Raw genomic sequence first — 18,442 nt, 5'->3', positions numbered from 1 at the left:
TCGGCGGGCGGTGAACGGAACAAAGGCACCAGAACAACCTGCGCAAAGCAGGGGTAAGGGAACGCATGCTGGGTTTCATCCTGCAACGACTATGGCAGGCGCTGGTCGTGGTGATCGCGATGTCGGCGCTGGTGTTTTGTGGCGTCTATGCCGTCGGCAACCCGATCGACGTACTGATCTCACCCGACGCGACACAGGATATCCGCGCCGCGGTGATTGCCCAATACGGGCTCGACCAGCCGCTCTGGCAACAATATTTCACCTTTGTCGGCCGTATCCTGCACGGCGATTTCGGACGCTCCTTCGTTTACAACATGCCGGTCAGCGAACTCATCCTGTCGCGCCTGCCGGCGACACTGGAACTGACGCTGGCGGCCGTGCTGTTTGCCAGCCTCGTCGGCATCCCGATCGGCATGTATGCCGGCTACAAGCCGCACAGCCCGGTCTCGCGCGCCATCATGGCGCTGTCGATCCTCGGTTTTTCGGTGCCGACCTTCTGGTTCGGGCTGATGCTGATCATGGTGTTTGCCGTGCAATGTGGTTGCATGCCGGCCGGCGGACGCGGCGAGACCGTCAGCCTGTTCGGCGTCGATTTCAGCTTTCTGACCGGCGACGGACTGTCCCATATGATCCTGCCGGCGCTCAATCTTGCGCTGTTCAAGTTCTCGCTGATGATCCGGCTGGCGCGCGCCGGCACCCGTGAACTGATGCTGAGCGATACGGTGAAATTTGCCCGCGCTGCGGGCCTGTCGGAATTCACGGTGCTGAGCCGGCACGTGCTGCGGCTGATCTCCATTCCGCTGGTCACCGTCTTCGGACTGGAACTCGGCTCGACGCTCGCCTTTGCCGTCGTCACCGAGACGATCTTTTCCTGGCCGGGCCTCGGCAAGCTGATCATCGACAGCATCACCTCGCTGGATAGGCCCGTCATGGTCGCCTACCTGATGTTCGTCGCCCTGTTGTTCATCGTCATCAATCTCGTGGTGGATCTCGCCTATGCGTTGCTCGACCCGCGTTTGAGAAAGGGGCGCGCCTGATGCGCGATACTCCACTCTCCCGTTTCCTCGAGGAATTCCGCCGCAACAAGGTCGCCGTCGGCGCTGCATTGTTCGTCTTCGTCATCGTGCTGATTGCCCTGATCGCACCGCTGGTGACACCGCAGGATCCGTATGACCTGGCGCATCTGGTGCTGCGCGATGCACGCCGTCCGCCGGGTTATGTCGGCACCGGCGGTTATACCCACTGGCTCGGCACGGATTCGCAGGGGCGCGACCTGCTCTCGGCGATCATCTACGGCCTGCGCATCTCCCTTCAGATGGGCATCATCGCCAGCGGCATCGCTTTCGTGATCGGCGCTGTGGTCGGCTGTGCAGCTGCCTATATCGGTGGTCGGTTCGAAAGCCTGACCATGCGCATCGTCGACCTGCAGCTGTCGTTTCCGGCTATCCTGCTTGCCTTCGTGATCGCCGCCATTCTCGGCCAGGGCCGTTACCAGCTGATCCTCGCGCTGATCTTTGCGCAATACGCCTATTTTGCCCGCACCGCCCACGGCGCTGCCGCCGCCGAACGGCAGAAGGATTATGTCGAGGCGGCGCTCTCCATTCCGCTCTCCTCCTGGCGGGTGGTATTGCGGCACATCCTGCCCAATTCGATGCCGCCGCTGATCGTCGTGGCGACGGTGCAGGTAGCGAGCGCGATTTCGCTGGAGGCGACGCTTTCCTTCCTCGGCGTCGGACTGCCGCCGACCGAACCGTCGCTCGGCATGCTGATCGCCAACGGTTTTCAGTACCTGCTGTCGGGCCGTTACTGGATCTCGATCTATCCAGGCCTGGCGCTGATCCTCTTCATCGTCTCGCTCAATCTTGTCGGTGACCAGATACGCGACCAGCTCAATCCGAGGCTCCGCCGATGACCGAAACGACAAGCAACATGGTCGCGACACCGCTTCTCGAAGTCACCAACCTGAAAACGTGGTTCCCGAGCGGACGCGGCGAACTGAAGGCCGTCGATGGCGTGTCGTTTTCGATCGCCCCCGGCGAAGTGCTGGGCCTTGTCGGCGAATCCGGTTCGGGCAAGTCGATCACCGGTTTTTCGATCATCGGCCTGATCGATGAACCGGGCCGCATCGTCGAGGGTTCGATCAGGCTCGAGGGGCGCGAACTGGTCGGCCTGCCTTCTCATGGGCTACGCGCCATCCGCGGCAAAACCATTTCCATGGTTTTTCAGGATCCGATGATGACGCTCAACCCGGTGCTCAGCATCGGCACGCAGATCAAGCTGGCGCTGGAAGCCCATGAAAACATCAGCGCGACAGACGCCCGCCAGCGGGCGATCAAGGCTTTGGCGCAGGTGCGGATCAGCGATCCGGAAACCAAGGTGGATTTCTTTCCGCACCAGTTTTCCGGCGGCATGCGGCAGCGTGTGGCAATCGCCATCGCGCTTCTGCACCGGCCAAAGCTGATTATCTGCGACGAACCGACAACGGCGCTTGACGTGTCGATCCAGGCGGAAATTCTGGCCGAGATGAAGGAACTGGTCTCCGAACTCGGCACGGCGCTGATCTGGATCAGCCACGACCTTGCCATCGTCTCCTCGATCGCTGACCGCGTCGCGGTGATGAAATCCGGCAATATCGTCGAGATCGGCCCGGCGCTCGGTGTACTGACGAAACCGCAGCACGACTACACAAAGGCCTTGCTGGACGCCCTGCCGTCGCGCGCCAAGCCCGGCGAACTGCTTTTGCGCGGCAGCGGCATCACGGATGCCGCACCGCCACCACGAAAATCGGCGACCGCCAATCTGCCGCCGCTCGGCGGCCCCTATCTCGTGATCGACCATGCCGTGAAACGGTTCGAGAAGCCGGTGGGCCTCCTGCATGGGCTGGCAATCAAGTCCGGCCTGTCGCAGCCGGTGACGGTGGTGCAGGCCGTCGACGGCGTCAGCATCAGCCTCAAGCGCGGTGAAGTGCTGGGCCTTGTCGGCGAATCCGGCTCCGGAAAATCGACTCTGGGACGCATCGCGGCCGGCATCACCGTGCCGACAGCGGGCACGATCCGCCTCAACGGCCAGCCGGTTATGAGTGCTGGCCGCAGCCCGAAAAAGATCACCACACGCATCCAGACGATCTTTCAGGACCCGTTCGCCTCACTGAACGGCCGCATGCGGATCGGCGATATCATCGCCGAAGGACCGCTGGCCCACCGGCTGGTCAGCCGTGCCGAAGCCCCGGAATACGTAAAACAGTGGCTGGCGGCGGTGGGGCTGGACCCGACATTCGCCAACCGGTTTCCACACCAGTTTTCCGGTGGTCAGCGACAGCGTATCGCGATTGCCCGGGCGCTTGCCATGCAGCCGGACGTGATCGTCTGCGACGAGCCGGTTGCCTCGCTCGACGTGTCGATCCAGGCGCAAATCATCAATCTCCTGATCCGCTTGAGGGCGGAACTCGACCTGTCGCTGATCTTCATCAGCCACGATCTGTCCGTGGTCCGCCGCCTCTGCGACCGCGTGGCCATCATGTATCAGGGCCGGCTTGTCGAGGAAGGCGAGGCCGGCGCCATCTATGCCGATCCGCAACATGCCTACACGAAACGGCTGCTGGCGGCCGTGCCGGTGCTGCCGCAGGCCGCTGAATAACATAACGGAGAACGAGACATGGAACCGTGGGAATGGGACGAGGCCACCTGGCGCGGCAAGGTCGAAAAGGTGCGGGCGGGGCGTTCGCTGAAACCGAAGACCTGGAAGAACGGTGCCCGTTGCGCCGTCGCACTCTCCTTCGATGCCGACCATGAGACCAATGAGTTGCGCGACGGCGGTGAATCCATCGGGCGCCTGTCGTGGGGCCAATACGGCACCCGCGTGGGTGTGCCGCGTATCCTTGAAACCCTGAAGGCCGCCGACGTTCCGGCCACCTTCTTCGTGCCGGCGGTGGCCGCCCTTCTCCATCCGGACGAACAGAAACGTGTCATCGCCGAAGGCCACGAGATCGGCCTGCATGGCTGGATCCATGAGGTGAACACCAGGGTTCCGCCGGAGAAGGAGCGCGAACTGCATCTGCGCGCCGCCGATACGCTCGAAAAGATCACCGGTGTACGCGCCGTCGGCATGCGCACGCCGTCCTGGGATTTTTCAGCCGTGACACTGGAGATCGAACGCGAACTCGGGCTGGTCTACGACAGCTCGCTGATGGCCGATGACGACCCTTATGAGCTTGTCGAAAACGGTGAACCGACGGGAATGGTCGAGCTGCCCGTCGAATGGATCCGTGACGATGCGGTCTATTTCAACATGAACCGGTTTACCGATCTGCGCCCGTATACGGCGCCGCCTGCCGTGCTCGACATTTTCAAGCGCGAATTCGACCGCGCCTACAAGGAAGGCGGCCTGTTTCTGCTGACCATGCACCCGCATGTGTCCGGTTACCGCTCCCGCATCTTCATCCTCGAGGAACTGATCCAGCACATTAAGAGCCACGACGATGTCTGGTTCGGCACCCATGCCGATATCGCCCGTTTTGCCAAGGACAATGCCGATGTGTGACCTGACGCGCAAAGTGGCACTTGTGACCGGCGGCGGGCGTGGCATCGGCCGCGCCTGCTCGCTGGATCTGGCAAAGCACCGTTTTGATATCGCCCTTGTCGACCTGATCGAGGACGATCTTGCCCGCACGGCCGGCGAACTACGTGCGCTGGGCCGTGCGGCGCTGACCTTCATTACCGATGTGCGCGAGCACGGACGTGCGGCCGAGATCGTTGCCGACATCGATGCGCAATGGGGGCGGATAGACGTGCTATTCAACAATGCCGGCCGCCCGATGCCCAAGGGGATAGAGGAAATCTCGGAGGAGGAATTCGACACGACCATCGACATCAACCTCAAGAGCGCCTTCAACTATATCCAGCCGGTCGTGCCGGTAATGCGCCGCAATGGCGGCGGCCGGATCATCAACATGTCGTCGATGAACGCCCACACCGGCGGCGTCACCAGCGCCGTCAGCCGATTCTCCTACACCGCAGCCAAGGCCGGCATCCTGGGCATGACCAAGGCTCTGGCCAAGGAACTGGCGCCGGAGATCGTCGTCAATGCGGTTTGCCCGGGCGTCATCAAGACCGAGCTGTCAAACGCGATGATCAATGCCCGCGAGGAACAGCTTGCCGCCGGCATTTCGCTGAAGAGAGTGGGCACGCCACAGGACGTCGCAAGCGTCGTGACGTTCCTCGCAACATCCGAACCGAACTTCATGACCGGCCAGGACATTCAAATCGACGGCATGCAATGGGTAAGGTAGCCGAGCCGGCGCATCCGAGCGGGGCCAGACCTACGCCTCACAAAAAACCGTGACCTTGCTTCGTGTCGCACGGACCGGATTTGTCATTGCCTCGAACCACGCGCCAAATCCAGAAAATCCAGCACGACCCGCGATTGTTCTTCCGCGTGCCATGCCACAAGAAGCTCGACCTCCTGCGGTATTTCGGGAAGCGGCTTGTAAACAAGATATGGGCTTGGATTATAGGCGAGCCAGGAGGGGGCGATAGCGATGCCGACGCCAGCAGCGACCAAGGTGCTGATTGCCAGTGTGTGCGAGACTTCCTGCACGATGACGGGATGAATGCCACCACGACGAAGCGCATCCATGATCGCATGATAATAGCTCGCCCCGACTGTCGGCGCGTAGGTTATGATCGGTTCACCGGCGAAGTCCTTTATCAGAAGGCTCTCTTTTTTCGCCAGCGGATGATCTATCGGGACGACGGCAACAAAGCCTTCCTGTAGAACACGCTCTGTCTTGAAAAAACCGGCCGGATTGGTCGAGCGGATGAAGGCTATTTGGATCTTGTTGGCTTGCAGCAGCTGCAATTGCTGGGCCGTGCCGAGAACCTGCACATCCACCGTGACCGCCGGATAGCTCTTCCTGAAATCTCGAATGATCGGCGGCAGCACATGTGACAGTGCCAGATGTACCCCGCTGACGGAAATTGTTCCGCTTTTCTCTCCGGAAATAGAACGTGTGTGCGTTACGGCACGGTCCAGCCCGCCTAACATCTCCTGCGAATGACGAAGGAAAATTTCACCGGCCGGGGTCAGCTCGACACGGCGGGTTGTCCTGCGGAAGAGCTTGGTGCCAAGCCGTTCTTCCAGCAGGCGAATTTGCTGGCTGAGAGGCGCCTGGGCCATGCCGAGCCTGTCAGCCGCACGGCTGAAGTGAAGCTCCTCCGCCACGCAGACGAAGTAATGGAGGTGCCGCAGCTCAATGCCATATTTCATATCGAAAACATATCAATGCCAACGTCATTTTGTAATAGATAATAACTTATTCCCGTGATTAGTTTTAAAAAAAACGACATTAATGGTGGAACAGCAGGGCGTTAATGCCCCAAGAACGGAGCGTGCATGACGCGTTTCTGGTTGCTCAGGATTCTTCGAACCGTGCTTACCCTCTGGTTCGTCGTAACATTCACATTCGTTGTGCTCAGGACATCCGGCGATCCCGTTATCGCCCTTGTCGGCGCTGACGCGACGACCGAAGAAGTCGAACAGTTCCGCGCTCTCTGGCGCCTCGACGATCCCCTATGGATCCAGTATTTCCGTTACATCATGCAGATGGCAACCGGCCAGTTCGGCATTTCATATCGCGACGGCCGGGAGGTGTTCGACATTATCGCCGAACGCATACCCTGGACGCTGATGCTGGGGGTGTTTGCCTATATTGGCGCAATTCTGATCGGCGTTCCAGCCGGTATCATCGCGGCGATCAAGCGCGGATCCACATTCGACAACCTGATCATGGCGACGGCCGTCTTCGGTTTTGCCTTGCCGAACTTCTTTCTCGGCATTCTGTTGATCCTGCTGTTTTCGCTGTCGCTACAATGGTTGCCGAGTTCTGGAACGGGCACGATCTGGCATCTGGTCATGCCGGCCCTTACCCTTGCCACGTTCACGGCAGGCACGCTTGCCCGGTTCACGCGATCGGCCATGCTGGAGGTGCTCGACAAGCTCTATATCCGTGCTGCGGCAGCAAAAGGGGTCGGATATTGGAAGCGTATCATCCTGCATGCCCTCCCCAATGCCAGCATTCCACTGGTGACGATTATCGGCCTTAATCTGGGTGAGTTGATCGGCGGCGCCATCGTTGTCGAAACCGTGTTTGCCTGGCCGGGCATAGGCCGGCTTCTGGTGACTGCAGTATCGTCACGCGATCTGGCGGTTGTTCAGGGCCTGGTTCTGGTGATGGCAATCACGATGGTTCTGGCGAACCTGCTTGTCGACTTGATGTACGGTCTGCTTGATCCGCGTATCCGTGTGAAGAACTGAGGAAGAACGATGAAACGTACCTCCCCAATTCTCCTCTTTGCATTGGCCGTTCTGTTTTTTGCCTTCTTCGTCGCGATCGTCGGCAACATGTTCACCCCCCATGGCGCCTCGCAACAGAATCTGCTCGCACGTCTGAAGCCGCCGGCATTCATGACCGGCAGCAATCCGAATTTTCCCCTGGGTACGGACCGTATCGGCCGCGATATGGTTGCCCGCCTCATTGCCGGGCTGCAGATGTCACTGTCTGTGGCCATTGCCGGAACGATCATCGGGGCCGTACTTGGGTCGCTTGTCGGCTTCATGGCTGCACATTTCCGTGGCTGGGTGGATGAAGCGCTGATGATGCTGGTGGATTTTCAGGCATCGCTGCCGTTTATCCTCATCACCCTCACCCTGCTCGCCTTCTTCGGCAACAGCATGACGCTTTTCGTTTTGCTGATGGGCCTATTCGGCTGGGAGAAATATGCGCGCCTGTCACGCGGTGTCGTCCTGTCGGCGGTCAACCAGCCTTATGCGAAAGCCATTGTCGCGCTCGGCGCCGGCAATGGGCGCCTCTATATCCGGCACATTCTGCCCAACATCGCCAGCGCCCTGATCGTTCAGGTCACGCTGACCTTTCCGCAAATCATTTTGCTGGAGACATCACTCAGCTTCCTCGGGCTTGGTATTCAGGCGCCGCAGACAAGCCTTGGCCAGATCCTCGGCGACGGCCGCGATTATCTGTCGACCGCATGGTGGATCTCCGTCTGGCCGGGCGCCGTCATCTTTCTCGTCACGCTGTCGATGAGCATTGTCGGCGACTGGCTGCGCGATCGTCTCGACCCGATGCTGCGTGAAAGGGCCACTTGAATACGGACAACTTAAATTCCGCTTGAAAATCAACGTAGGGAAGGTTTGGGACGATGTTTACAAGGCGTGAAGTTGGAAATCTGATATTGGGGGCCGGCGCCCTTTCCATGGTTGGAAGCCTGCCGAAAACAGCCTCGGCGCAAGATCGCCCTTCCTTGACGATCGCCGTCGACAATCTCTGGGCCAACATGGCCACGATCAACGGCATCTCGACCACATCGCGCCGCATCTTCCCGAACTTCTATGACAATCTCGTCGACCGCGATTACATCAACGATGAAAACGGCCTCATCTTCGCGCCCAAGCTCGCCACCAAATGGGAGCAGAACGGCAATGTCTGGACATTCACTCTGCGCGAAGGCGTGAAATTCCATGACGGCACGGAAATGACATCCGAAGATGCCGTCTTCACCCTGTCGCCAGAGCGCTTATGGGGACCGAAACCATTCGAACCGCGCGGCAAGACTTTCACTGCCGGCTTCAAGCGCGTTGAAGCGACCGGAAAATATACGTTCGAAGTCGAGACCGAGCGGCCCGATCCGAGCCTGCCGCGAAAGCTTACCGGCTATATCGGCTTCGTCGTGCCCAAAAAATACTACATGGAAGTCGGCGTTGACGCTTTCGGGCAAAAGCCGATCGGCACCGGCCCCTACAAGGTCACGATCTTCCGCTCCGGTGAGATCATGGTGCTGGAAGCGTTTGACGACTACTGGGGTGGCCCGCCGCCGGTCAAGCAGATCTCGTGGAAGATCGTGCCAGAATTCGCAGCCCGGATGGCCGGCCTCGTTTCCAAGGAATTCGACTTCATCGTCAACATACCGACAGATCAGGAAGCCAGTCTCGAAGGCTATCAGGATGTTACCCTGAAGCGGGTTCTCGCCGACAACTACCCGGCCCTGGCCTTCAACACACGGCCTGACCCCGAGGACAATCCGCTGGTCGACCCCAACCTGCGTTACGCCATGGTGCAGGCTCTGGATATGAACACCATTGTCCAGGCCTTGTTCAACGGCGCAACGGAACATCCCGCAGTTCCGTTCAACTTTAAGGAATATGGGCAGTTCTACGATCCGAACCTGCCGGTCAAGCTGCCCTATGATCCGGAAGCGGCCAAGGCGCTGGTTGCGGAAACCAAATACAAGGGTGAACGGCTGCGCTGGCACATTACCCGGCAGTTCTACCCCAATTACGAAGCAGCCGCCGAGATCATGGTCGAGCAGTGGCGCGAAGTCGGGATCAATGTCGATGCCGTCGTGCTCGACAATTTCGAACTCGTCTACCGGCGTCCGTACCACCTCATGAACATGTCCATGAGCTCCGACTTCATTCCCGGCGATCCCTATCAGCCGCTGTGGCTGGACTGGGGCCCAACCGCCTCGCGCTCGACAGCCACCTGGAAGACGTGGGATCCATCGCCGGAATTCGTCGAACTTGGCAAGAAGTTCGATGCGACGCTTGATTTCGAGGAACGCAAGAAGGCCTATCTCGCCCTCTCGGAGGAATGGCAGCGGATCACACCTGGCTTCTATCTCTGGAAGAGCGTCTACAACTGCGCCCATCGCGCCGGCATCGATTTCAAATACAAGCCGAATGGCGAGATGCGCTTCTACGGCGATTACTTCAAGTTCGTCTGATGCCAACACATCAAAAACACGCATTGAAGGACATGACGTTCGCGGAGTTCCGCGAGCGTCTGCCTGAAAAACCCGTTATTCTTCTGCCTTTCGGCAGCCAGGAAGAACAGGGTCCACACGCCCCGATGGGCGACTACATGCTGACGGAAGTCGTCGCTGCGAAAGTGGCCAAAGCTTCCGGCGCCATTGTCGCGCCCACCATCCCATTTGGCTGGGGCGATTTCTTTCGCACCATTCCCGGCGGCATCCAGTTGCGACCGTCGACATTTGCCGCGGTTGTGGAAGATTTCGTCGTCGCCTTTCTGGAACACGGCATTGAGCACATCCTCGTGCTCAACGGGCATACCAGCAATACGCCCCTTTTCGACCAGACACTGCGACGTATCCGGGCCGAGCGTGGTGTCACCGTTCCGCTGATAAACCTCTGGCAATCCATCCCAGACCCGTTGTGGAAGGAACTGCACGGCGATCAGGTGGCGACCGCGCGCGGCCATGGCGGCGAACCGCTGACCTCGATCTACCTGCATCTCTTCCCCGACTTGATGCGGATGGACCTAGCGCGTCCCTCGGCCCGTTCGGAAGCGTTCGGCCTGCCGACCGGCGGCGTCAACAACATCCGCTTCGAAGGAATGGGGGTCAACGTTCCTTTGAACTGCCACGAGGTGAACGCCGATGGCATGCTGGGCGGAGATCCGCTTCTCGCCAGTGCCGAGAACGGAAAGCGCATGGTCGATCATCTCGTCGGGTTCTGCAGCCGCTTCGTCGAGCATATGCGCAGGTGCGACATGCGGGCGCCCACCCTTTTTCCGGCGGACAAGGACACATGATGAGCAACGAACGATTATCGATCGAAAATCTCGATGTGCAACTGCCCACTGGCGCCGACAGGACATTTGCTGTCGAGGGACTGTCACTCAGTGTCGCCAAGGGTGAGATCCTCTGCATTGTCGGGGAGTCCGGCTCGGGCAAATCACTGACGGCACTCGCCACGATGGGGCTTTTGCCGAGCAATCTCGGCAAGCCCCAAGGGCGGGTGATGTTCGAGGGACAAGACCTACTGACGATTGATGACGCGACCCGACGAAGCATTACCGGGCGGCGGATAGCCATGATCTTCCAGGAACCCATGGCAGCGCTCAACCCGATTTTTCGGGTAGGCGAGCAGGTTGCCGAGACGTTTCGCATTCATACCGACCTGCCTCGATCAGACATTCGCCGCAAGGTCATCGAACTGTTTGGTGAGGTCAACCTCCCCGACCCCGAACAGATCTACCACTCCTATCCGCATCAGCTTTCGGGCGGCCAGTGCCAGCGTGTCATGATCGCAACAGCGTTGGCGCTTGACCCGTCGGTGCTGATCGCCGACGAGCCGACGACGGCGCTGGATGTCACCACACAGGCGCAGATCCTCAAGCTGATGCTGGACCTGCGGGCAAAGCACGACACCGGCATCATCTTCATCACCCACGATTTCGGCGTGGTGGCGGAGATCGCCGACCGCGTCGCTGTCATGAAAATGGGCAAGCTTATCGAAATCGGCCCGCGTGACGAGATCCTCAATCACCCCAGGGAGGATTATACACGCAGTCTGCTGGCGGCCGTTCCCACCCTTGCGAGAAGACAGGAACGTAAGGGTCTCGGCAATCCGGTTCTTCTGGCGCGCAATATCGTCAAGACCTTCACGCGTGCCGGCGGCTTCGGTGGCACACGCACGGTGAAGGCAGTCGACAATATCGACCTCACGATCCGACGCGGCGAAACACTCGGGCTTGTTGGAGAATCCGGCTCCGGCAAATCGACACTGGCGCAATGCGTCATCCGTCTGGTTCAGCCCGAAAGCGGCGACATCACCATTTCAGGCGGCGACTTTTCCAGTCTGTCGGGCAAGGCATTGCGTGAAGCCCGACGCAAGGTGCAGATCGTCTTCCAGGACCCATATACCGCGCTCGACCCGCGCCAGAAGATCGGCGATGCGATTGCCGAGGGCCCGATGATCCACGGCCTCGGCAAGAAGGCCTCCACGGCGCGCGCACTCGACCTTCTGGAGGCTTGCGGCCTTGACCGTTCGGCCGGCGACCGCTTCCCCCACGAATTCTCGGGCGGCCAGCGACAGCGCATCTGCATCGCAAGAGCGCTTGCCGTTGAGCCTGAATTGCTGATCGCCGACGAGAGCGTGTCCGCGCTCGATGTTTCCGTTCAGGCGCAGGTGCTGAAACTGCTGGCCGACATGCAGGCCAGACTCGGTTTCGGCATTCTCTTCATCACCCACGACCTGCGTGTCGCCAGCCAGATCTGCGACAACATCGCCGTCATGAAAGGCGGCAGGATCGTGGAGCGCGGCGACCCGGCCACTCTCTTCGGTGCGCCGAAGGAAAACTACACCAAGGAACTGCTGGCAGCGGTGCCGGGCAAAAGCTGGCGGCACCATGCCGAGGCCGCAACGGCCCTGGACGATATTCGCGAGGACGCACCATGAAAAAATACCATATCGGCCCTGTGCCCAAGCAGGTCGACACCGCCCTGGTCGAAGGTTTCACCAAGGTCGAGGTTGCGACCATCGGCCATTTCCGCCACCGTGGTTTTGTGCATCATTCGATCGCACCGGTGGTCGAACCGACCGAAACAATCGTCGGCACCGCTGTAACCGTCGCCATTCCCGGCACGGACTCGACACTTCTGCACCACGCTATCGGCTCCTTGCGACCAGGGGATTTCCTGTTCGTCGACAGACTCGGCGATGACCGGCATGCCTGCATCGGCGGCGGGGTCGCCTTTGCAATCAAAACGGCGGGCGCGATCGGTGTCGTGATCGATGGTCCTTGCACCGATGTGGAGGAAATTGCCGAACTCGACATGCCGCTCTGGAGCCGCGGCGTTTCCGGCATAACCACCCGGCTCAACGATCTTGGCGGTGCGATGAACCTGCCGATTTCCTGCGGCAACGTTCCGGTCATGCCAGGCGACATCGTGATCGCCGATGCCAGCGGCATTCTCGTCATACCCATCGATGAGGCTGCCGAGGTTCTGGAAGAAGCGACCGCCCGCCAGGCGCGTGCCGGCCGCAACAAGGGCAAGATCGCAGCCGGAGAAAAGCTTGGTGATCTTTCCGGCGCAAGCCGCCTTGTCAATGCGGCTCTGGAGGCGTGAGATGGTAAACCCGCAATATGACCATCTTCGCGTGGAGCGCGGATCTTCCCGCAAAGCCGCCGGGGTAAGCGGTCGCGGTGTGGTCACCTCACAGCATTATGTCGCAGCGGAGGCCGGCGCCGCGATCCTGTCCGCCGGCGGCAACGCTGTTGATGCGGCGGTAACGGCAGCGTTCACATTGCAAACTGTCGAGCCGTGGATGACCAGCCTAGCCGCATCGGGCTACATGCTTGTTGCGCAACCGGATGGCGCCGTTGAAGTCATCGAATTCACCGGCCGTGTGCCGTCATCCTTCGATGCGGATTTCTATCGACCTGATCCATCCATAAAAACCTTCATTGGCCATCCGGCGTCTGTCAACAATCGCAATGTTCGCGGTTTTACGGCAGCGGTCGTGCCCGGTTGCGTGCGCGGTTTTGCAGAAGCCCTGCAGCGCTTCGGAACGATCGGCTTCGATCGAGCCCTCCAGCCAGCCATCGATCAGGCCCGCAAGGGCATCGCCGTCGACTGGCATACCACGCTGGCAATCGCTATTGCCGAAGGTGAGCTTGCCCGCGATCCGGGATGCACATCCGTTTTTCTGCCCGGCGGGCGCGCCCCCGAACCGGGCGCAACACTACCGCTCGATCGTCTGGCAAAAACGCTTTCACAACTGGCAGAAGAAGGACCTGACAGCCTTTATGGTGGAGCGATCGGCGAAAATCTGGTTGCCGACCTTCAGGCCGGCGGCAGCCCGATCACCCTCGATGATTTGGCGGATTACCGCCCGCTCTCCTACCCTTCGCGAACGCTGGCATTGCAGGGAAAAACCGTGCACGTTGCCGGAGGCACAAGCGGCGGGCAACGGTTGCTCGACGCCCTGCAGCATTTCGACCAAGCGCGTGGCAGCGGCCCGGTGGATGCCGGCTTCTTCACCGCCATGGCGCAAGCGCTCTGGGAAAGTTTCAGCGCGCACAGGAGGCGGCTCAATCCTTCCGAAACCAATGCGAAATCCAGCACGACACAGGTCAACGCCGTCGATTCCGAAGGGCGGATGGTGGCGATCACCTTCACGCTCCTCAATCGTTTCGGTGCCTGCGCTCTGTCACCTGCAACGGGGATATTGCTCAACAACGGCATGTCTTGGTTCGATCCGACACCCGGTCGCGCCAATTCGCTGACGCCGAATGCCTATGCGCCGAGCAATATGTGCCCAGTCGTCGTAACGGATGGAAATGGGCCATTCGCTGCCTATGGCGCAGCCGGCGGCAACCAGATCGTTCCGTCTCTTGCCCAATTGACCGGTATGATCCTGCATGCCGGCCTCGATATAGAAGAGGCAATGAATACCCCCCGCATGACCACCGGCCCGCACCCGCATATCGTCGTGAATGTCGATATGCAGCCGGATCAGATCGAGGCTCTTGCTGCAATCGCCGAAATACGGCCGGCCGCAGGCGTGGTCTATCCTCGCCCCTTTGCTGCGCCCGGCATGGTCGCACGCCGAGGGCAGGCTTTTGTCGGCATGCCCGACATCACCTATCCCGCAGCCTATGCCGCGACGGCGTGAAGGAGATCGACGTGCCTGATCCGGTGTTCCTGCCCATCGACATGAACGGTATTTTACGCGCCATGCCGCCGACAGTGCCGTCCATTCCTATGGTATTCGATAGTCCGCATAGCGGGCTTGTCATTCCACCCTTCGAACGGGCCGTTTCCGATGAACTCGTGCGCGTGGCATCGGATACCCATGTGGACGAACTGTTCGACTTTGCGCCTTCGATCGGCGCTCCCTTTCTCATCGCCCATTTTCCCCGCAGCTTCCTCGATCTCAACCGTTCGGTGATGGATATCGACCTGGAGATGATCGAAGGTCATTGGCCGCATCCCGTCCGCGACAGCGCATCGGCACGCCGCGGCATGGGTCTTGTGTGGCGTTACGCCTGGGGTGACACTCCGATGTATGCGCGCAAATTGACCGTTTCCGAGATGGCAGACCGGATCGACACCTATTGGCGCCCCTATCATGACACGCTCGTCAGTTTGCTTGACCAGACCCATGCAGCCCACGGTAAGGTATATCACATCAACTGCCACTCGATGCCGGCGGTTGGCCATGCCCTTTCACCGGACCCGACTGGTACAGTCCGCAAGGATATCGTTATAGGAGACTATGACGGGCAGGCATGCGAGCCGGACTTCGTAAACCTAGTTATCGAGACTTTACGCGGGTTCGGTTACACGGTTTCGCTCAACATTCCATTTCGAGGGGCGGAACTCGTGTCCGCGTATTCCTTGCCGGGCAAAGCGCGTCACTCCATCCAGATTGAGCTCAACAGAAAACTCTACATGGATGAAGCAACGCGGGACAAAACTAAAAATTTCACTGTCGTCAAACAGGATCTGGAACGGCTTGGTCAGGTCATGTCCGAATATGTTTCGCAGGACGGCCAGCGATAGCCCTGTTTTTAAGCTCTTGAAGGGATCAGAACCGGCGACCTCGTAGTTTCCTGTGTATTCCCGCCAGATTTAAGCGACCAGCCAGGAACATCGGAGTGAATTAGACGGACCAGTCTTCGACGCGTAAACCGGCCACGCGATCAAACTCACGGCGGTTGTTTGTCACGACGATCAATCCGCGCGAGCGGGCGTGCCCAGCTATGAGTTGATCGTATGGACCAATGGGCGTTCCGTTTCGTGCAACTTCAGCACGCAACTGGCCGGTATGCGTGGCGGCTATCTCGTCATAAGACAACACTTCCAGGCGAGCTGCGAACCCCTCAACGACGGCTAAGTTGCGTTCTGGGCTAGCTGACTTCTCTGCACCACATATCAGCTCCATCAGGCTTACTGAGCTCATACAAAGCTGCCCGTTGTGGCGATTGAACGCATCGCGCACCTGCTGTGGTTTGTTCTTGATGGTGAAAATGCAGATGTTGGTGTCCAACATGTATTTCAACATTAAAATGCCTCACGCTCCTGCAACGCAGGCTGATCACGTTCGCTCATGAAGTCGGAGGTTGCGCCGACACCTTCAAACCAGCTATCCCAGACCTCGCCTACAGGGGCTATAATTCGAGTACGCCCGACGACGACGATATCGACACGCTTCACATCATCCGGAAGAGCGACTGCCTTTGGTAGCCGGATGGCCTGGCTACGATTACTCTGGAATACCGCACCTTGCTCCATGACATAATCCTCTGGCATCTACAGATGGGATATCCCAAAATTAATGCGTAGCGAAGGATATGTCAACGGGATATACGCAGCTATCCAAGTGGCTTGAATTAAGCTCTTGAAGGGATTCGAACCGGAGCCCCACAATTCAAGCCGCTTCAGGCGACCCAAGGATTAATAACTCTCAATCCGGCGGCCTTGAACGGGTTTGCATCTCGCGTTGCGACCGCGAGATGGTTTTCTGCTGCCGTAGCAGCGATGTATCCATCAGCCTGCGCGATCGCCTTTCCGGCTTTTCGGCCGTCGGCCATCAACGCTGCGTAAAACTGCGAGGTAACGACATTAAAGGGCAGAATACGCCCATCAAAGAGCGGAAGAACTTCACTTTCAAGGCGATCATGAAGAATGGTCTGGCGCTTCCCCACAGGCATTGAGGCAATCCCGAAACGAAGTTCTGCAATAGAAATCGCGGAAATGAACAGCGTCTCGATTGCCTGTGCATCCAGCCAAGTCAGCACGGCAGTGTCAGGAGCCGGCTTCCAAGGCTCAGACATTACATTAGTGTCGAGCAAGATCATTCGAAAGTCATCGGTTCTACCGGGGTCCTGTCGCGCTGCCGGTGTAGAGCTTCAACGTCACTGTTTGATAATTCGGCATCACGTCCGATGGCCGCGAGCAGTGATCCGAGTTTCACGCGTCCAGATGGACGAACCGCAGCTTCAAGGATGTGACGAATTTCGGCTTCGGTGCTACGGCCGTGGTGAGCTGCTCTTGCGCGTAACGCTCGATGCGTTTCATCAGAGATGTTTCGAATGGTGACCGCTGCCATGGACATTATCCTATCTATCGTCGCGCCGCGATATCAATATAAGCAAAATGACATCACTCTTCAAGTCGTGCTGCGGGGAGGAACGGGGACCTCCTTTTATGGTCTTGATGACATCTGAACCTTCGCCCCGTTGAGAACGGTCAACGAAACCGATTATTTTTCAATCTAAATTGCGTCAACGATCTATGGCTTCCGGGCGCGCATCACACCCGTGTTTTCGCAAATTTCATCTATCTCAGAGCTTAGCAAGATGGCCGACGTTCCCGAGGCGTTGCGATCCTTTTCAGGCGAGAGGCGTTTTTGTTTTGCCGTTCTCGGCAACCAGCCTGCCTCCCTTGAAAACCTTGCGGTTCCCGGGAAACCCGACCACGGCCTCGGCAATATGCTCGGCGGCAATCGCCACGAAATCCGCTTTCGCACCGACCTCGATGCCATAGCCCTCAAGTCTGAGTGCCTTTGCCCCCGCGGCCGTGACGATGTCGAATGCCATTTGAAGTTCTGTATCGGTGAAGAATCCCGAGCGATAACCGATGATTTCAGCCCGGCGCAGCATATCGCCATCGCCATAGGGCCACCAGGAATCGCGAATGTTATCGCTGCCGCTGAAGACATTGACGCCTTCGTCGCGCAGCAGCGCGACAGGCGGAAAACTATGATGACCTGGCGCATTGGTCATGATCGAGATGCCGTTGCCGGCGATTTTTGCTGCAATTCTGCGCGCCGCATCCGGGGCCAGATCGCCGAGACCATAGGCATGGCTGATAGACACATGCCTCTGCATGCCAAGCGCGTGCGTGCGCGCGCAGATTTCCTCGATGGTGAATGCCCCCATGCTGCCGCCTTCGTGAAGATGGATATCGACGTCGACGCCGCATCTTTCGGCGATATCGAAGACGACGTCGAGATGGGCGCTGACGTCACGGTCGAAACTGGCCGGATCCAGCCCGCCGATCAGGTCGGCGCCGAGACCGATCGCTTCGTCCAGCAGTTCGGCTGTGCCGGGGCTTTTCAGGATGCCGCTCTGGGGAAACGCGACAAGCTGGATATCGATGATATCCTTGTATTTCTCCCTCACGGCGAGGATCCTTTCCAGAGATTTCAGGCCGACCGAACCATCCACCATCACGTGGCTGCGCATCTGCAGGGTACCGTGCGAGACGCATAGTTCGAGCTGTTTGACGGCGCGCTCCATCATCGGCTCGGCTTTGGCCATGTTGTAGGCCTGAAAGGCGACCCGCTCATGCACGTCGAAACCATCGGTGCAGGGACGATGCGGCACCCATTTTCCGCCGTAGAAACTCGTATCCAGATGGATATGTCCTTCAACGAAACCGGGAACGACAAGGTCGCCGGCGATATCGATGACGGAGCCGGATGCGGGCACCGACGAAACGGGCACGATGGCAGTTATCCGGCCGTTCTCGACATGGATGTCGCGCAAAAGCCCGTCAGCAAGTTTGGCATTCGTGAAAATAGTCGACGTCATGATCGGGAATGTCCTCAAAGTCTTTTC

Annotated in this window: 19 protein-coding genes; 13 read left to right on the top strand and 6 right to left on the bottom strand. The window is 59.1% G+C overall.

Annotated elements, in window-relative coordinates:
• Nucleotides 1-65 precede the first annotated feature (65 nt).
• Genes EDF70_RS22160 through EDF70_RS22140 form a run of 5 tightly spaced genes read left to right on the top strand, consistent with a single transcriptional unit; the run spans nt 66 to nt 5,287 of the window.
• The gene (locus tag EDF70_RS22160; RefSeq protein ID WP_132277987.1) at nt 66-1,037 is read left to right on the top strand and encodes an ABC transporter permease; all 972 of its coding nucleotides are present in this window, start codon (nt 66-68) and stop codon (nt 1,035-1,037) included.
• Nucleotides 1,037-1,912 carry an ABC transporter permease gene (locus EDF70_RS22155; RefSeq protein WP_132277984.1) on the top strand — a complete coding sequence of 292 codons (876 nt, stop codon included), beginning with the start codon at nt 1,037-1,039 and terminating at the stop codon, nt 1,910-1,912. Before EDF70_RS22160 ends, EDF70_RS22155 begins: the two co-directional genes overlap by 1 nt.
• The gene (locus EDF70_RS22150) at nt 1,909-3,636 is read left to right on the top strand and encodes an ABC transporter ATP-binding protein (protein WP_132277982.1); all 1,728 of its coding nucleotides are present in this window, start codon (nt 1,909-1,911) and stop codon (nt 3,634-3,636) included. Before EDF70_RS22155 ends, EDF70_RS22150 begins: the two co-directional genes overlap by 4 nt.
• Nucleotides 3,637-3,654: 18 nt before the next feature.
• Nucleotides 3,655-4,539 carry a polysaccharide deacetylase gene (locus tag EDF70_RS22145; protein WP_132277980.1) on the top strand — a complete coding sequence of 295 codons (885 nt, stop codon included), beginning with the start codon at nt 3,655-3,657 and terminating at the stop codon, nt 4,537-4,539.
• Complete coding sequence (locus EDF70_RS22140) at nt 4,532-5,287, top strand: SDR family NAD(P)-dependent oxidoreductase (RefSeq protein ID WP_132277978.1); 756 nt, start codon at nt 4,532-4,534, stop codon at nt 5,285-5,287. Before EDF70_RS22145 ends, EDF70_RS22140 begins: the two co-directional genes overlap by 8 nt.
• Before the next feature lie 83 nt (nt 5,288-5,370).
• On the opposite strand, the gene EDF70_RS22135 is transcribed toward EDF70_RS22140, so the two are convergent.
• On the bottom strand, nt 5,371-6,264 hold the full coding sequence (locus EDF70_RS22135; RefSeq protein ID WP_132277976.1) for a LysR substrate-binding domain-containing protein: 894 nt from the start codon (nt 6,262-6,264) through the stop codon (nt 5,371-5,373).
• 126 nt (nt 6,265-6,390) lie between these two features.
• On the opposite strand from EDF70_RS22135, the gene EDF70_RS22130 reads away from it, so the two are divergent.
• The 8 genes from EDF70_RS22130 (at nt 6,391) to EDF70_RS22095 (ending at nt 15,380) form a co-directional block, all read left to right on the top strand.
• On the top strand, nt 6,391-7,311 hold the full coding sequence (locus EDF70_RS22130) for an ABC transporter permease (protein WP_132277974.1): 921 nt from the start codon (nt 6,391-6,393) through the stop codon (nt 7,309-7,311).
• A gap of 9 nt (nt 7,312-7,320) precedes the next feature.
• Nucleotides 7,321-8,160, top strand: coding sequence for an ABC transporter permease (locus tag EDF70_RS22125; protein ID WP_132277972.1), 840 nt, complete (start codon nt 7,321-7,323; stop codon nt 8,158-8,160).
• Nucleotides 8,161-8,315: 155 nt separating this feature from the next.
• Nucleotides 8,316-9,794, top strand: coding sequence for an ABC transporter substrate-binding protein (locus EDF70_RS22120; protein WP_245519289.1), 1,479 nt, complete (start codon nt 8,316-8,318; stop codon nt 9,792-9,794).
• Entirely contained in the window at nt 9,794-10,621 is an 828-nt protein-coding gene (locus EDF70_RS22115) for a creatininase family protein (protein WP_245519288.1), read from the top strand. The genes EDF70_RS22120 and EDF70_RS22115 overlap by 1 nt, the downstream gene beginning before the upstream one ends.
• The gene (locus EDF70_RS22110; RefSeq protein ID WP_132278069.1) at nt 10,621-12,270 is read left to right on the top strand and encodes an ABC transporter ATP-binding protein; all 1,650 of its coding nucleotides are present in this window, start codon (nt 10,621-10,623) and stop codon (nt 12,268-12,270) included. Before EDF70_RS22115 ends, EDF70_RS22110 begins: the two co-directional genes overlap by 1 nt.
• The gene (locus EDF70_RS22105) at nt 12,267-12,941 is read left to right on the top strand and encodes an RraA family protein (protein WP_132277968.1); all 675 of its coding nucleotides are present in this window, start codon (nt 12,267-12,269) and stop codon (nt 12,939-12,941) included. The genes EDF70_RS22110 and EDF70_RS22105 overlap by 4 nt, the downstream gene beginning before the upstream one ends.
• A 1-nt stretch (nt 12,942) precedes the next feature.
• On the top strand, nt 12,943-14,490 hold the full coding sequence (locus EDF70_RS22100; protein WP_132277966.1) for a gamma-glutamyltransferase: 1,548 nt from the start codon (nt 12,943-12,945) through the stop codon (nt 14,488-14,490).
• An 11-nt stretch (nt 14,491-14,501) separates the two neighbouring features.
• Nucleotides 14,502-15,380 carry an N-formylglutamate amidohydrolase gene (locus EDF70_RS22095; protein WP_245519287.1) on the top strand — a complete coding sequence of 293 codons (879 nt, stop codon included), beginning with the start codon at nt 14,502-14,504 and terminating at the stop codon, nt 15,378-15,380.
• A 100-nt stretch (nt 15,381-15,480) separates the two neighbouring features.
• On the opposite strand, the gene vapC is transcribed toward EDF70_RS22095, so the two are convergent.
• The 5 genes from vapC to EDF70_RS22070 form a co-directional block, all read right to left on the bottom strand.
• Nucleotides 15,481-15,882, bottom strand: a complete 402-nt coding sequence (gene vapC / locus EDF70_RS22090) for a tRNA(fMet)-specific endonuclease VapC (protein WP_132277964.1) — start codon at nt 15,880-15,882, stop codon at nt 15,481-15,483.
• Nucleotides 15,882-16,112: a type II toxin-antitoxin system VapB family antitoxin gene (gene vapB / locus EDF70_RS22085; RefSeq protein ID WP_132277962.1), complete on the bottom strand. Its 231-nt coding sequence runs from the start codon at nt 16,110-16,112 to the stop codon at nt 15,882-15,884. The genes vapC and vapB overlap by 1 nt, the downstream gene beginning before the upstream one ends.
• A gap of 146 nt (nt 16,113-16,258) precedes the next feature.
• Nucleotides 16,259-16,678, bottom strand: a complete 420-nt coding sequence (locus tag EDF70_RS22080; RefSeq protein ID WP_132277960.1) for a type II toxin-antitoxin system VapC family toxin — start codon at nt 16,676-16,678, stop codon at nt 16,259-16,261.
• Nucleotides 16,675-16,929 (bottom strand): plasmid stabilization protein, encoded by a 255-nt coding sequence (locus EDF70_RS22075; protein ID WP_132277958.1) that lies wholly within the window; start codon nt 16,927-16,929, stop codon nt 16,675-16,677. The genes EDF70_RS22080 and EDF70_RS22075 overlap by 4 nt, the downstream gene beginning before the upstream one ends.
• A gap of 283 nt (nt 16,930-17,212) precedes the next feature.
• Complete coding sequence (locus tag EDF70_RS22070; protein ID WP_132277956.1) at nt 17,213-18,415, bottom strand: amidohydrolase family protein; 1,203 nt, start codon at nt 18,413-18,415, stop codon at nt 17,213-17,215.
• Between the last annotated feature and the right edge of the window lie 27 nt (nt 18,416-18,442).

This window comes from Neorhizobium sp. JUb45, assembly GCF_004343585.1.
In the GTDB taxonomy this organism is placed as follows: Bacteria; Pseudomonadota; Alphaproteobacteria; order Rhizobiales; family Rhizobiaceae; genus Neorhizobium.
This window is presented reverse-complemented; position numbering and strand designations above follow the sequence as displayed.

What these genes read in the sequence shown, in the direction of transcription:
- EDF70_RS22160 (WP_132277987.1), top strand. Translation starts at nt 66, where the DNA reads ATGCTGGGTTTCATCCTGCAACGACTATGGCAGGCGCTGGTCGTGGTG.
- EDF70_RS22155 (WP_132277984.1), top strand. Translation starts at nt 1,037, where the DNA reads ATGCGCGATACTCCACTCTCCCGTTTCCTCGAGGAATTCCGCCGCAAC.
- EDF70_RS22150 (WP_132277982.1), top strand. Translation starts at nt 1,909, where the DNA reads ATGACCGAAACGACAAGCAACATGGTCGCGACACCGCTTCTCGAAGTC.
- EDF70_RS22145 (WP_132277980.1), top strand. Translation starts at nt 3,655, where the DNA reads ATGGAACCGTGGGAATGGGACGAGGCCACCTGGCGCGGCAAGGTCGAA.
- EDF70_RS22140 (WP_132277978.1), top strand. Translation starts at nt 4,532, where the DNA reads ATGTGTGACCTGACGCGCAAAGTGGCACTTGTGACCGGCGGCGGGCGT.
- EDF70_RS22135 (WP_132277976.1), bottom strand. Translation starts at nt 6,264, where the DNA reads ATGAAATATGGCATTGAGCTGCGGCACCTCCATTACTTCGTCTGCGTG.
- EDF70_RS22130 (WP_132277974.1), top strand. Translation starts at nt 6,391, where the DNA reads ATGACGCGTTTCTGGTTGCTCAGGATTCTTCGAACCGTGCTTACCCTC.
- EDF70_RS22125 (WP_132277972.1), top strand. Translation starts at nt 7,321, where the DNA reads ATGAAACGTACCTCCCCAATTCTCCTCTTTGCATTGGCCGTTCTGTTT.
- EDF70_RS22115 (WP_245519288.1), top strand. Translation starts at nt 9,794, where the DNA reads ATGCCAACACATCAAAAACACGCATTGAAGGACATGACGTTCGCGGAG.
- EDF70_RS22110 (WP_132278069.1), top strand. Translation starts at nt 10,621, where the DNA reads ATGAGCAACGAACGATTATCGATCGAAAATCTCGATGTGCAACTGCCC.
- EDF70_RS22105 (WP_132277968.1), top strand. Translation starts at nt 12,267, where the DNA reads ATGAAAAAATACCATATCGGCCCTGTGCCCAAGCAGGTCGACACCGCC.
- EDF70_RS22100 (WP_132277966.1), top strand. Translation starts at nt 12,943, where the DNA reads ATGGTAAACCCGCAATATGACCATCTTCGCGTGGAGCGCGGATCTTCC.
- vapC (WP_132277964.1), bottom strand. Translation starts at nt 15,882, where the DNA reads ATGTTGAAATACATGTTGGACACCAACATCTGCATTTTCACCATCAAG.
- vapB (WP_132277962.1), bottom strand. Translation starts at nt 16,112, where the DNA reads ATGGAGCAAGGTGCGGTATTCCAGAGTAATCGTAGCCAGGCCATCCGG.
- EDF70_RS22080 (WP_132277960.1), bottom strand. Translation starts at nt 16,678, where the DNA reads ATGATCTTGCTCGACACTAATGTAATGTCTGAGCCTTGGAAGCCGGCT.
- EDF70_RS22075 (WP_132277958.1), bottom strand. Translation starts at nt 16,929, where the DNA reads ATGGCAGCGGTCACCATTCGAAACATCTCTGATGAAACGCATCGAGCG.
- EDF70_RS22070 (WP_132277956.1), bottom strand. Translation starts at nt 18,415, where the DNA reads ATGACGTCGACTATTTTCACGAATGCCAAACTTGCTGACGGGCTTTTG.